This is a genomic window from Pseudomonadota bacterium (assembly GCA_030860485.1).
Lineage (GTDB): Bacteria > Pseudomonadota > Gammaproteobacteria > JACCXJ01 > JACCXJ01 > JACCXJ01.
In genome coordinates this window covers 1-13,374 of sequence record JALZID010000156.1, presented here as the reverse complement: position 1 = coordinate 13,374, position 13,374 = coordinate 1, and the positions used below count along the sequence as shown (strand labels likewise).

Sequence of the window (13,374 nt, the reverse complement as noted above, 5' to 3'; positions counted from 1 at the left end):
CTCGAGCCGGAATTGCAAAGCGATACGCGTCGAGGCCGAGCCGCTCACCGAGCTCATGGAATCGATTCCGGAGATCGTGGAAAACTCCCGCTCCAGAGGCGTTGCTACCACGCGCGCCATGGTTTCAGGGTCCGCTCCCGGGAGGCTTGCGGAGACCTGAAGGGTGGGGAAATCGACGCTGGGCAACTCATTGACCGGCAGCGTGTCGAATGCGAATAAGCCAAACAAGCATAAGCCTGCGGTCAATACTGCCGTCGCTACCGGACGTTCGATGAAGATCCTGGACAGGTTCATGAATGTGGCTCCCCGGTCGGTTTGACCGCTTTGCCGGGGGTGAGGTTAAGGGGAAGCTCGGTGATCACCAGTTCGCCGCCTTTCAATCCCTCCCCGATGACGGACAGGTCTTCGACCTGCCGCAAGACCTGGACCGGTCGCAGCCTCGCCTTTGCATCGTCCACGACATAGACATAGGGGCCCTTCTGGCCCGGCCGGACCGCGCTGGCAGGCACGACCACGGCGTCGGGCTCGATTTTCAGGATCAGTTGCGCAAGGATGAACTCTCCCGGCCACAATGCCTGGTCCCGGTTGGGGACCCGTGCCTTCAAGAGCACGGTACCGGTTTGGGGGTTCACCGTGTTATCGATGAAGACGACCTTGCCTTCGGCCACTTGGACACGGCCCTGTTCACGGTAGACCGCAACGCGCATGTCACCCGATCCGGCCTGGCGCCGGACCTCTTCGAGATAGCGCTGTGGGATATTGAAGGCGACCTGCACCGGATCGATACCCATGATCACCACCAGCGGCGTCGCCCCGGCGGTATTGACCAGGTTCCCTTCCTTGACCGCGAGGCTACCCGTTCGGCCGGCGATCGGGGCGCGGATCTCGCTGTAGCCAAGTTGGACCCGGGCCATCTCCACCTGGGCGCGATCGGCCTTCACGGTGGCAGCGAGGGCCTCCATAGAGGCGAGCGCTTGCTCGTACTCCTGGCGTGTGATGTATTCCCGTTCCGCGAGCGGTTTGAGACGTTCCCGTTGCGCCCGTGCTTCCAGCAACTGCGCCTCGTCGCGGGCCAGAGCGGCCTGTGCCTGATCGAGGGTAGCGCGCGCGGCTCGGTCATCGATACGAAACAACCGTTGGCCTTTTCTTACATCCTCGCCTTCGCGAAACGATACCTCCTCGAGCACCCCGTTCATCTCGGGGCGCACCTCCACCCTGTGCTCCGGCTCGACGGTCCCTACCGCCTCGGCGACGACCGGCATCGGCTGCACCTTCGCGGCGACTGTCTTGACCGCGATTTCTTCCTCGCCCTCGGCCTTATCGGCGACGGCGCCGACCGTCCTATCGTTACCCAGCCGGAGATAAAGCCCGATAACGACGACGAGCAGCACCCCTATCAGCAATATTCTCTTCATGACGACGGTAGCAAGGCGCCGCGCGCGTGCGTCAGACGCGCGAGGGCGGTGTACCAGTCGAACTGGGATTGTATCCATTGAACTTGCGCGGTGGCCTCGTCCGACTGGGCGGTGAGCAGATCCAGCAGGCTCCCGACCCCCGACCGATAGCGCGCCAGTGCCACCTCGCTCGACTGGGTGGCGCTTCTCAATACGCCGGAGCTGGTATCGATTCCGGTCATGGCGGTGTTCAGATCGTAGTAGGCCTGCCAGACCTCCAGCGAGCTCTGGCGATGCAGTCGATCCCGCGCCGCTTCGGCTTGCTCCGTTTGAGCCTCCGCGAGGCGCACGCTATAGGTATCGCGAAAACCGGTGAAGAGCGGGATCCTCAGGTTGACGGCGATGCTGTAGTTGTTCGAGGCTATCCGCTCCTCTTCGAAAAACCCGGTGCGGCCGCCATTGACGGCGAGCTCTAAGGTCGGTAGTCCTGCCGCCTTTGCTGTCTGCACCCCGGCGCGAGCGGCGCGCACCTCGGCCTCGGCCGCCACCAGATCGGGCCTCATCGATTTGGCCTGATCGAGGATGAGATCCAGCGATTCGGCGACTTTTTCAACCGGCGGTTGAACGGGCCAGGGCAACAGGCTCACTCGCGTGCGGACCGGCAACCCGAGCGCTACTGCGAGCTGGCCCCGTGCCTTGGAAAGCTCCCCTTCGGTGCGCTGCACGGTCAGGCGCGCTTGGCCCACCGCCGTCTCGGCACGGTAGACATCACCGATGGTGGCCAAACCCGCTTGGCGGCGAATATTTGCCGCACTCAGGCTGGCGTTGGCGCTCTTCAATGCCCCCTGGTTGGCCGACACGAGCCGCTCCAGGCCCAGCACCTGGTAGTAGGTCTGCTCCACCAAGAGCACCACATCCTGCAACACGCGATTCTGTTGGAGATTGGAACTCAGCAACCGGTAGCGAGCGGCCTCCACCTCTCCTTCGCGGGCGCCGAAGTCGAAGAGGACATAGGCCAGGCTTAGCGAAGGGCCGTAGCGTGTCTGCTCGGGAACGGACGCGCCGGCACTGGAGAGCGGCCTGCTGCGTGTGAGGTTGGCAAGCCCGTTGAGTTGCGGCCAGTACAGCGCGCGCGCGATCCCGAGCTCCGCGGCTTGAGCGCGTGCCACGGCCCACGCCTCTCGGGTCTGCGGGTTATTCATGAGGGCGAGGTCGGTGATCTGGGCCAGGGAGAGAGGGCCTGAGATCCCCGCGGCACTGCCGAGCCTCGGCTCAGGTACCTTCGGAAGCGGCTCTGTGGCCCGCCAGGGGACCTCTGGTCCCGATGCGGTCTCGGTCTCGGTGTCGAACGGATCGGCCAGGTGGGCAAAGAAACTTCCCGCCATTGCCGGCCCCATGGCCCCCAACAGGACATACGGCACGGCAAACCTGAGGAGCGAGAGCAATCGCGACCGCCAGAAGCGGCTTATGGCCCGGCTCGGCATTGATCCTTACCGGTGCGCAAGTCCAGCGGGGCTCAAACCACGCGGGAGGGTGAGGAGCGCTTCTAGCCCGCCGCCGTGGGCGTTGTTCAAGGCGAGCCCTCCTCCGTGCAGATGGGCGATGTTGCGGGCGATGGCGAGGCCTAGGCCGGTTCCTCCGCTTTCCCGGCTGCGCGATGAATCGAGGCGATAGAAGGGCTCGAACACCCGCTCGAGCTCGGCTTTCGGGATCCCCGGTCCGGCATCGAGGACGCGGATCTGAAGCCGCCTGCCGTCGTCGTTCACCAGCACCTCGGCGCGCTGGCCGTACTTGACCGCGTTGTCCACCAAGTTGCCGATGCAGCGCTTCAAGGCCACGGGTTTGCCGCTGTAAGGCTCCACTGCGTGGCCTCCGACCGCCACGGATTGCCCCATCTCTTCCGCATCCGCTTGGATGCTTTCAATGAGTGCCATGATGTCCACCGGTTGAAAAACCTCTCGGTCGCTCATGCCGCGAGCGAAATCCAGGGTCGCGTTGACCATGGTTTCCATCAGGTCCAGGTCGGCCGCGAATTTGGCCTTCAGCCCCGCGTCTTCCAGCATCTCGGCGCGCAGCCGCAGGCGGGTGACCGGGGTCTTGAGATCGTGAGACATCGCCGAGAAGATCCGCACGCGGTCCTGCAGCAGGCGCACAAGCTGCGATTGCATGTGGTTGAAGGCCGAGGCCACGTGTCGCACCTCCGAAGGCCCGTTCTCCTTCAAAGGCGGGCGGTTGATGTCGCGTCCCAGATCTTCAGCGGCTTGCGCAAGGATAGACAGCGGGCGCGTCACCCAGCGCACCGCCACCCACGCCGCGATAACGATCACGGCCGCCAGTATCGGCCAGGTCCAGAACAGGCGATTGGCGGAGCTGGTCCAACTACGACGATAGCCGAGCGTCACCCAATGACCGTCCGTCAAGCGCGCCTGTACGAGGTACGATGCGCCGGTCGCACCTTGATCGGCGAGGACGACCTTGAGGGCGCGACTGCCGAGCGCTCGGCGCACCCAGTCTTCGAATCTCGCCAGCCCGGAATGTCGTTGTCCGCCGGCCCCGGTGCGCTGTGCTGCCGCCGGATCGAGCGAAGCAAACCACCGGCGGGTGTTGAGGATGGCGACGACTTTCCCGCGCTCGGCGGGCTCCAGCGTGTCGAGCAGACTCACGATGTCGGCGATCCGCTGGGCGGCCTGGGCCGCGTCGGTTTGTGCAAAGATCCTGTCCACCTCCCAGGAATGGATCGCCGCGCCGACCCCGCCCGCCACCACGAGGCCCAGCACCTGGATCAGGATCATCCTGCCGAACAGAGACTTGGGAAGCACTATCTCACTACTTCTACTCTAGCGGAGAGCACGTATCCCTCCCCGCGCACGGTCTGGATGAGGGCAGGCTCCCGCGGGTCGTCGCGGAGACGCTGGCGCAGCCGGCTCACCTGGGCGTCTATGCTGCGGTCGAAGGGATCGGTTTCTCGCCCCTTCGCCAGCTCCATGATCTGGTCGCGACTCAAGACCCGGTTGGAGTGATCGAGCAGTATCCGCAGCAATCGGTATTCGGCGCCGCCTAGCGGAACGACGACGCCGTCGGAGGAGGTCAACCGGCGCAGGGCGGGATCCAAGGTCCAACCGGCGAACCGGAACAATCGTGCGTCTTCCGGCTGTAGGTTGCGGGGCAGGCTTCGGGACCGACGCAGTACACTCTTCATGCGCGCCAAGAGCTCACGCGGATTGAAGGGCTTGGGCAAGTAATCGTCGGCGCCCATTTCCAGACCGATGATGCGGTCTATCTCCTCGCCACGCGCGGTCAACATGATCACCGGCGTGTCCATCCGTGCTCGGATCTCGCGACAGAGCGCGAGCCCATCCTCTCCGGGCAACATGAGGTCGAGCACGACCATGTCCACGTGGCTCGATGCAAGGGCTGCCCACATCGCTTTTCCGTTGGGCACCGCATTGGCACGATAACCGTTCTGCTCCAGATAATCGCACAAGAGCGTCCGGATCTCGCGATCATCGTCAACGACGAGAACGCTGTCTTTCGTCACGGTGTTTTTATAGCGCATGGCAGAGTGGTATGCGAGTGCCGTTGGTAACTTAGTGTGGGCCCGACGGGGTTTGTCACCTTACGTTACAAAAAAAAAACGCCCCGACTGTTCACTTCGCTCCCGGCACGCTCCACGTTGTCGCAGGAGAGTGTGTCTGCGGGTAGCATAGCGCATGGGGATCGCGTCTACTGGGCCAAACCCAGCGGCGGACGGTCATCCTCTTCCGCGATCGGAAACCGTGCTCACATGAACCACTCCGCTATTATTTCCGTGCCGCGGAGCACCCGCCGTGATGGAACCGATCGAGCTTAGCCTGTTCGCCAGTCGGCTCCAGGCGATCTGCGAGGAGATGGGCACGGCGTTGAGGCGCACGGCCTTCTCCCCCAACATCCGTGATCGCCTGGATTTCTCCTGCGCGGTGTTTGACACGAAGGGCCGGCTGTCGGCCCAGGCGGCGCACATCCCGGTGCATCTCGGCAGCATGGCCTTCGCGATGTCGGGGATCGTCGAGGGTCTCCGGCCGGCGCCGGGGGACATGGTGATCTTGAACGATCCCTACCTGGGGGGGACGCACCTCCCGGACGTCACCCTCATCGCGCCGCTCTTCTATGGGACCGAGCACTGCGGTTTCGTGGTCAATCGCGCCCATCATGCGGACATCGGCTGTGCGACCCCAGGCGGCATGCCGATCGCGACCCGGCTCGAGGACGAGGGGCTTGTCATCGCCCCGCAGCGGCTGATGGCGGAAGGACGCCTGCTCAATGACGTCGTGGAGTGGCTGATCCACATGACGCGCAATCGGACTACCGCGCGCGGCGATCTCGCCGCCCAGATCGGCGCCAACCGCTGTGGCCTCGAACGGTTGGGGGCCCTGGTGGCGGGCCTCGGTCCGGAGCGCTATCGGGCGTCGCTGGCCAACTTGAACGATTACGGGGAGGGCATGGCCAGGACCGCCCTGGCACGCATCCCGGCCGGATGCTATCACTTCACCGATTGGCTCGACGACGACGGGCAGGGGCAAGAGGACATTCCCATCCGGTTGGCCCTGACGGTCTCGGGGGAGCGGGTGCACACCGACTTCGCCGGCACGGCGTCCCAGGTCCCGGGCAACCTCAACTGTCCCTTGTCGGTCGCGGCGGCGGCCGTCTACTACGTGTTCTACTGCCTCATGCCGCGCGAGACCCCGGCCTGCGCCGGGGCCTTTCGGCCCATCACCTTGTCGGCGCCGGAGGGCTGCCTGCTGAACGCCCGCCGGCCCGCGGCGGTCGCGGCCGGCAATGTCGAGACCAGCACCCGGATCGTGGACGTGGTCCTCGGGGCGCTGGCCCAGGCCCTCCCCGAGGCCATCCCGGCGGCCAGCCACGGGAGCATGAACAACGTTGCAATGGGCGCGGGCGCCATGGGCGCGGATACTTGGGACTACTACGAGACCATCGGTGGCGGCATGGGGGCGCATGCGCACGGCCCGGGTCTCGACGGCGTGCAGACCCACATGACCAACACCCGCAACACGCCCATCGAGGTCCTGGAGACCAGCTATCCGCTGCGCGTCACCCGCTATGCGCTACGCGAAGCGTCCGGTGGCCTCGGGCGGCATGCGGGAGGACGTGGGCTGGTGCGTGAGCTCCAGTTCCTCACGCCGACCTCCGTGACCGTGCTTGGCGAGCGCCGCCGCCATGCCCCCTGGGGACTGGCCGGAGGCGGGGACGGGCAGCGGGCCGTCACGCTCCTGAACGGCATACCGCTGCCGGGCAAGGTACACCTCACGGCAGCGCCCGGGGATCGCTTGGCACTCGAGACCGCCGGCGGCGGGGGTTGGGGCGGCCCCTTGTGTCCCGGTGTTTGTTCCGATCCCCGAAAAGATTACACTGGGCTAGTCGAATCACCATCGAGCGAGAGGTTAGCTATGGATACAATGGAACGGATCAAACAGACGATCGAGGGCAACCCCGTCGTCATCTTTATGAAGGGGACGCCGGACTTCCCCCAGTGCGGGTTTTCCATGCGCGCCACCGAGGCCCTCAGGGGCTGTCACGTGGATTTCGCGCATGTGGATATCCTGGCCGAGCCGGAGGTGCGGCAGAACCTGCCGCGCTATTCCAACTGGCCGACCTTCCCCCAGGTCTTCATCAATGGGGAATTGGTCGGCGGCTGCGACATCGTGCTGGACCTGTATCAGAGCGGCGAGTTGCAGAAGATGACCGACGCCGTTCGCAGCCGCGCGCCCGGTTGAGGCAGCAGGTCGAGGGCTTAGAGATCCTGCTCGGCGTCGAGCACGTCCACGCCCTCCGGTGGGGTGAAGGTGAACAAGGACGGGTCCAGGCTCGGGTTGCGCTCTGCGTTTTTGAACTCGATGCGGGTGGTCTGGTTCAGGTTGTCGCGGAGATCCATGCGCTTCAGGCGCGGGCCGGCGAAGCCGAGCCGGATCTGGGCATAACCGCCGGACTCGCGCGCCGCACGCGCGTCCCTGGGCCCGAGCTCTAGCCACACCAGTCCCTCGGCCGGCGCGCCGCGGGAGACGACGAAGCGCTCCTCGATGTTCACTTCCCCATCCAACAATAACGCCGGCGTGCTTCCAAGGGCCTTCTGGAGGGGTTTCACCGTGACCTGCTCCAGGTCCTGGTCATAGACGTAGACGCGCTGACCATCGGCCACGATGGACTGTTGATACGGGCTTTCGTAATCCCAGCGGAATCGGCCGGGGCGGGAGAGGTAAAACGTGCCCTGCGAGCGCTCCCGCTCCACCCCCTGCTCGTCCAGCAAGACTTGCTCGAAACGCGCCTTGAGGCTCACGAAGCCCTTCAAGAATTCATCGAGCGGCGTCGTCGCCCCAGCGGCGGCGCGTGCCGATCCGGCGCCCAGGACGAGCGCCGCACACACGACCCATCCTATCCATCTTTTCGCGGCCCAGCAGCGAATACGCATGGGCCCCCCTCAATCCGCCGGGGGCGGCCGCACCAGGACCTCCCGGAAGCCGTTCGACTGGAGCGAGCCGACCACGCCCTGGCGCTCCATCTCCTCGACCATGCGCGCCGCCCGGTTATAGCCGATCTTGAGCCGCCGCTGGACCCCGGACACCGAGGCCCGCCGGGTCTCGGTGACGAACTGCACCGCCTCGTCATACAAGACATCCGCCTCGCCGCCCGATTCTAGTTCGGCCACCGGGTCCTCGGCGCCGGTTTCGTCTTCGCCGGACACGATGGCCTCGACGTACTCGGGGGCACCCCGGCTCTTGAGGTAGGCCACGACCTTGTGGACCTCTTGATCGGACACGAAGGCGCCGTGTACCCGCACCGGCATCCCGGTACCGGGCGGGAGATATAGCATGTCGCCGTGGCCCAATAGGTTCTCGGCGCCCATCTGGTCGAGAATGGTGCGCGAGTCCACGCGCGAGGACACCTGAAAGGCGATGCGGCTCGGGATGTTGGCCTTGATGAGACCCGTGATGACATCCACCGACGGCCGTTGCGTCGCCAGGATCAGATGAATGCCCGAGGCGCGCGCCTTCTGGGCCAGGCGCGCGATCAGCTCCTCGACCTTCTTGCCCACCGTCATCATCATGTCGGCGAGCTCGTCCACGATGACCACGATGTAGGGCAAGGTGCTCAGCAGGGCGACCTCGACCTCGCCCGCCCAACCCGCTTCGGCCACGGGCCCGGGACTCCCGAACGGGTCCAGGAGGGGCTCGCCTGCCGTCTCGGCATCCCTGATCTTGCGGTTGAAGCCGGCCAGGTTCCGGACCCCAAGCGCGGCCATGAGCTTGTACCGACGCTCCATCTCCGCGACACACCAACGCAGCGCATTGGCGGCCTCCTTCATGTCGGTGACGACCGGCGCCAGGAGCGAGGGGATCCCGTCGTAGACCGACAGCTCCAGCATCTTGGGGTCGATCATGATGAGCCGCACGTCCCTGAGCGTGGCCTTGTAGAGCATGCTCAGGATCATGGCGTTCAAGGCCACGGACTTGCCGGCGCCGGTGGTCCCCGCCACCAGGAGATGCGGCATCCTGGCGAGGTCCACGGCCACCGGTTTGCCGCCGATGTCCTTGCCGAGCGCCAGGGTCAGCGGGGAGGGATTGCCTTCGTATTCCGGTGCGCCCAGGATGTCCCGGAGCGCTACCAGCTCGTGATGGTGGTTGGGGATCTCGAGCCCGATGACGGACTTGCCGGGGATCACCTCGACCACCCGCACGCTGATCGTGGACAGCGAGCGCGCCAGGTCCCTGTTGAGGCTGGTGATGCGGCTGGCCTTGACCCCGGGCGCCGGCTGCAGCTCGAAGCGAGTGATGACCGGGCCCGGGTGGACGGCCACAACGGCGACCTCGATGCCGAAGTCCTGGAGCTTGAGCTCGACCTGCCGGGACATGGCCTCGAGCGTCGTGGTCGAAAAACCGGCGCGCGGCGGCGGGGGCAGATCGAGCAGCGACAAGGGCGGTTGCACGGCATCGGGGGGATCGAACAAGGAGACCTGCTGTTCGCGCCCGAACGATACGGGGCGCTCCGCGCGCAACGGCGGGGCCTCGATTCTGGGCTTGGGGCGCTCCGCGATCCTGCTCGTCTCGACCTCGAACACCTGGGCGCGCTCGCGGCGCACGCGCCGGCCGTGCAGTCGGTCGGTGATGGACGCGAGCGCGTCACCTACGACATCGATCCCCCAGAGCACCCAGCGGCCGGTGATATCCATGACCCGGAACCACGACAGGCCGGTGAACAAGGTCACCCCGGTCAAGAACATGGCGAGCATGAGCATGGTACCGCCGAGGTGGCCGAAGGCCGCTCCCACCTCCCGCCCGATCAGACCCCCTACGATCCCGGCGCCGCGGTAGGGTAGCGCGTCGCCCCAGTCGAGATGTGCCCACACGAGACCGCTGCCCAGAATGATGGTGAGGAGGAAGCCGACCAGGCGGGTCACGCCATATAGATAATCCGGGCCGTCCTCGCTCTGCAGGCCCTTGAACAGGAGCCAGGCCGAGAAGGCCAAAGCGACGGGGAAGAGATAGGCCACGTAACCGAAGAGGTGCAGCGCGATGTCGGCGAGCCACGCGCCCGCCACGCCGGCCTTATTGAAGATGGCGCGGCCGGTACCGGTATGAGTCCAGGCCGGGTCCGCGGGGTGATAGGTCAGGAATGCGACGAAGACGAAACAGGCGACGGCGCACACGGCCAGCAAGCCCGCCTCCTTGAGGTGCCGGACGATGTGCCCGTTGAGGGCGATGGGCGGCGAGGCGCGCTTGCGGACGGCTTGGGCCAAAGATATTGAAGCTCCTTATTGAGTATCCAGTATAACATTCTGTTCGGAAGCGGAAAGCTACCCCGTCGGGACCAAGGAGATAGGGGCCGCGCCGGGGGCTCGACCCCGGGCGTCGGGACGGGCCTATGGTGACAGATCGGGACGGCCGGGGCCACCCACCGGTCGTGTCGGAGGCGGTGGGCCGTCACGGCGGCCGGACGCGGGGGTGCCAGCGTAGGGCGCGATAGCGGCTTTGTGGCAGGTGGCGCCGACGGGGCTAGCCGGGATTCCGGTGGCCCTGGTGGGGTGCCCTGCGGTATGGCTCGGCCGGTCTCGAAACGGTGGTCGCGGCGCCGCGTACGTTGCGGCGCGCCGAGGTTGGACCGCTGGTATCGTCTCTGGGGCCGCGGTCGGAGGTCCCTTTACCGATCCTTGGACTCGACGAAGGTCAGGATCTCCTCGATGAGGGGCGCTCCATCGGGCTGGGGCACGAACGATCGGATCTCATAGAGCTGTGCCGGGACCGCATCGGCGAAGGTGAAGGCATAGGTCGTGTGAGCATAGGCCTTGAGCGGTAGGCGCTTGGCATCGCCGGCATAGGGGGTGATGGTCACCCGGCTCGCCGGGACCTTCCGGCCATGAAAATCGAGGCCGACAGGCTCTACCGTATTGGTCGCCGCGAGCGCAGTCTTGATCGCCCGGTGGAAGTAGCGCCAACCCCCTTCGGTGCGGCGGTTCATCGCGTAGACATCGGCCTGCAGGTACACCGCGAGGACCGGGTTGCCGGTGACCGGGTCCTGCTCGGGGACGGGTTTCTCCTGCTTCCCGGTGAAATAGTGGACCTGGACGCCCTTCCGACCGTCGGGGTGGACGCGCAGCACCTCGAGATCGATGACGTCGGTGTGCTGCTCCTCCGCCGTCCCGGTCTTGGTATAGCGATAGCGGAGCCTGCTCGGGCGGCGGATATTCGCCAGGTGGTCGGTCTGCCACAGCAGGGTCTCGGCCTTGGAGAAATGCCGTTGGCCATCGTCCGGGGTGGCCGCACCCGGCGCCCCCGCGTGCGTGGCCGTGATCCCAGCGAAGGCGGCCAGGCCCAGCAGCGCGGGCAGAACGACCCGACTAGAGGCGGCGCGAGGCAGCCACCAGCTCGGCGCCGGCATCCGGCCGCCGAGTTTGTGAAAAAACCTACTGCGCTCGGGATCTCGCGTTCCGGCGGTGCTCGGAATCCTCATGTATTTCAGTATACACTCCGGTTCCTGCGCTCCGGCGGAACGCGACCTCCCTTCGCTCGCGACGGTTTTTTCACAAACTCTCAGTCCTCTAGCAGCGGCACGCCATAGTCGAGCAGGATCGCGCGGATGTCGGCACGGTGCTTGTTGATGAGCCCCTGGACCTGGTCCTTCCAGGCCTTCTCGCCGTGGCGCACCGCCATGGAGATGGCGAAATCGAACCGGATCCCGGGTTCGGACGGCATCGGGATCACGACTAATTCGTGACCCTTGGCCTGGTGCCCCTTAATCCGTTTTGCGTAGTAACCCGCGATCGGTCCCCAGACGAAGGTCACATTGATCGTGTCGGCGACGAGGTCCTTCTCGATGATCTCTCCCGGATAGGCGCGCGCGTCGCCGGACATGATCGGGTAGGGGACGGCCTGTTCCATGAGGCCGTGATTTGCCACCCACAGCGCGGCCGGGCTGCGATCGAAGAGCCCGATGCGCAGCCCTTTACGGCGTTCCGCCGGGAGACCGGCGAGGTCTTGTGCCGATCGGATATCATCCAGACCCCGACCCTTCACGTACACCATCACCCAGGAAGAGCGGTAATAGGGCTTGGTAGTCGCTGCCAGCTCGAAGTTGGCCGGGACGCTCATGACGATATCACACTTGAAGCCGCCACCCGCGGTTTCGGTGCTGCGCAAGGTGTTGCGGATGAAACCCATGCGCTGCGGAAACCAGGTGTACTCGATGGGGAGCTTGAGATCGTCGGCGAACATCTGTGCGATCTTGTTCTCATAGCCCTGGAGCCCCTCGTCGGAGCTCGGCAGGTCGTGAGGGTCGGCGCACACCTTGAGGGCCGTGCGCGGGCCTTCCACAGGACCTTCTGCACCAGCCGCAACGATGGCACCTGGTGCCAATGCGAAAGCAGAGACGAGCAGCCGGCCGGTCACGGAGTGGCCCAGAGATACGATGGGTTCACATACCGAGCGGAACCTCATAGCTTCACCCCTGATGTTGACGTCACTACCGAGCGCGTTCCTCCATGTCCTCCTCGCCAAAACAAAACGGCGGCTGCGTCCGTCGCGGAACGCAACCGCCATTTGCGTCGTATAGAGCTACAGCCCCGGCGCTCGGCCGCGTTTACTTATGCGCCTCCAATTCCTTTTCGAGCTGGCGGACGGTACGGCCAATCATACCCTTGTTCTCCGGGTGCGCCTTGATCGCGTCGAGGTTGGCGGGCGGCCCCTCCCCCACGACAATGGCGCCCAGCATGCCGTTCCCGACGTGCGGGGTGCATTTATGGACATAGGCACCCTCCTTGTCCAAGGTGACGCTGAACTCTTCGTTCATCGGCGATTTCCACGGCTCGGCACCTTCCGGGATCATCCCCTCGATCGACACCGTGTCGTGGCCCGCCATGTTGGTGAACTTGACGGAGTCCCCTGGTTTGATAAACACCACAGTAGGTTCGAACTTGGTCACCACCGCCTTGACCTCCACCGTGTCCGCCACCGCGATCTGAGACCACAGTGCGCTAGTAGCGAGCGCAAGCCCGGCGATGTTCGTTTTATTGATCAGCATGAGTCCGACCCTCCGTTTAGTGTTGACGATTCTAAGACAATCACCCTCGATACCACCATCTCCTCCAACCACCACCTTCGACGCAGGGTCGGGCGGAAAGTTCACCTGGAGACGCCGTTATATAATAGATTCTCACGGGTGTGTCAACCGAAAGCGGCCTCGATTGTGAAGAAAGGTGGCCGAACATATTTGAAATTTCGGGTACCTAGACAAGCTCGCGCTCCCTCCGGGACGGCACCGAGAAACTCCCTCCGCTGTCCGGCCAACCCCCTTCCTAGCCGCGGCGCCTTTACCCCCATATATGGACTCCTCCGATTTGCAAGCATCTCGCTCGTTGACGGCAGAGGTCGGTAGCGCAGTTGCTCCCATATATCCGGCCTGTTGGTGAGGCCTTGGTCGCCTCTGGCCCTGATGG

Annotated in this window: 11 protein-coding genes and 1 pseudogene; 2 read left to right on the top strand and 10 right to left on the bottom strand. The window is 65.1% G+C overall.

Annotation, left to right across the window (positions count from 1 at the left end):
• The 5 genes from M3461_08685 to M3461_08665 form a co-directional block, all read right to left on the bottom strand.
• The coding region (locus M3461_08685) for an efflux RND transporter permease subunit (GenBank protein MDQ3774419.1) at positions 1-294 on the bottom strand (294 nt) is incomplete at its 3' end.
• The gene (locus tag M3461_08680) at positions 291-1,415 is read right to left on the bottom strand and encodes an efflux RND transporter periplasmic adaptor subunit (GenBank protein ID MDQ3774418.1); all 1,125 of its coding nucleotides are present in this window, start codon (positions 1,413-1,415) and stop codon (positions 291-293) included. The genes M3461_08685 and M3461_08680, both read right to left, overlap by 4 nt.
• Entirely contained in the window at positions 1,412-2,878 is a 1,467-nt protein-coding gene (locus M3461_08675) for a TolC family protein (protein ID MDQ3774417.1), read from the bottom strand. The genes M3461_08680 and M3461_08675 overlap by 4 nt, the downstream gene beginning before the upstream one ends.
• 6 nt (positions 2,879-2,884) lie before the next feature.
• Positions 2,885-4,213, bottom strand: coding sequence for an ATP-binding protein (locus M3461_08670; protein MDQ3774416.1), 1,329 nt, complete (start codon positions 4,211-4,213; stop codon positions 2,885-2,887).
• On the bottom strand, positions 4,213-4,950 hold the full coding sequence (locus M3461_08665; GenBank protein MDQ3774415.1) for a response regulator: 738 nt from the start codon (positions 4,948-4,950) through the stop codon (positions 4,213-4,215). The genes M3461_08670 and M3461_08665 overlap by 1 nt, the downstream gene beginning before the upstream one ends.
• A gap of 274 nt (positions 4,951-5,224) precedes the next feature.
• On the opposite strand from M3461_08665, the pseudogene M3461_08660 reads away from it, so the two are divergent.
• Together M3461_08660 and grxD are read left to right on the top strand one after the other, a co-directional pair.
• Positions 5,225-6,754 (top strand): annotated as a pseudogene (locus M3461_08660) (hydantoinase B/oxoprolinase family protein).
• A 141-nt stretch (positions 6,755-6,895) separates the two neighbouring features.
• Positions 6,896-7,165 (top strand): Grx4 family monothiol glutaredoxin, encoded by a 270-nt coding sequence (grxD, locus tag M3461_08655; GenBank protein MDQ3774414.1) that lies wholly within the window; start codon positions 6,896-6,898, stop codon positions 7,163-7,165.
• Between the two features lie 17 nt (positions 7,166-7,182).
• Here grxD and lolA read toward each other — a convergent pair whose 3' ends face one another.
• The 5 genes from lolA to M3461_08630 form a co-directional block, all read right to left on the bottom strand.
• On the bottom strand, positions 7,183-7,857 hold the full coding sequence (lolA, locus tag M3461_08650; protein ID MDQ3774413.1) for an outer membrane lipoprotein chaperone LolA: 675 nt from the start codon (positions 7,855-7,857) through the stop codon (positions 7,183-7,185).
• 9 nt (positions 7,858-7,866) lie between these two features.
• The gene (locus M3461_08645) at positions 7,867-10,182 is read right to left on the bottom strand and encodes a DNA translocase FtsK 4TM domain-containing protein (GenBank protein ID MDQ3774412.1); all 2,316 of its coding nucleotides are present in this window, start codon (positions 10,180-10,182) and stop codon (positions 7,867-7,869) included.
• 401 nt (positions 10,183-10,583) lie between these two features.
• The gene (locus M3461_08640; protein ID MDQ3774411.1) at positions 10,584-11,321 is read right to left on the bottom strand and encodes a hypothetical protein; all 738 of its coding nucleotides are present in this window, start codon (positions 11,319-11,321) and stop codon (positions 10,584-10,586) included.
• Positions 11,322-11,473: 152 nt separating this feature from the next.
• Entirely contained in the window at positions 11,474-12,253 is a 780-nt protein-coding gene (locus M3461_08635) for a quinoprotein dehydrogenase-associated putative ABC transporter substrate-binding protein (GenBank protein MDQ3774410.1), read from the bottom strand.
• Positions 12,254-12,518: 265 nt separating this feature from the next.
• The gene (locus tag M3461_08630; GenBank protein ID MDQ3774409.1) at positions 12,519-12,959 is read right to left on the bottom strand and encodes a plastocyanin/azurin family copper-binding protein; all 441 of its coding nucleotides are present in this window, start codon (positions 12,957-12,959) and stop codon (positions 12,519-12,521) included.
• Positions 12,960-13,374 lie beyond the last annotated feature (415 nt).

Coding starts and splice junctions, on each gene's coding strand:
- grxD (MDQ3774414.1), top strand. CDS start 6,896: ATGAAGGGGACGCCGGACTTCCCCCAGTGCGGGTTTTCCATGCGCGCC.
- M3461_08630 (MDQ3774409.1), bottom strand. CDS start 12,959: ATGCTGATCAATAAAACGAACATCGCCGGGCTTGCGCTCGCTACTAGC.
- M3461_08680 (MDQ3774418.1), bottom strand. CDS start 1,415: ATGAAGAGAATATTGCTGATAGGGGTGCTGCTCGTCGTCGTTATCGGG.
- lolA (MDQ3774413.1), bottom strand. CDS start 7,857: ATGCGTATTCGCTGCTGGGCCGCGAAAAGATGGATAGGATGGGTCGTG.
- M3461_08665 (MDQ3774415.1), bottom strand. CDS start 4,950: ATGCGCTATAAAAACACCGTGACGAAAGACAGCGTTCTCGTCGTTGAC.
- M3461_08675 (MDQ3774417.1), bottom strand. CDS start 2,878: ATGCCGAGCCGGGCCATAAGCCGCTTCTGGCGGTCGCGATTGCTCTCG.
- M3461_08640 (MDQ3774411.1), bottom strand. CDS start 11,321: ATGCCGGCGCCGAGCTGGTGGCTGCCTCGCGCCGCCTCTAGTCGGGTC.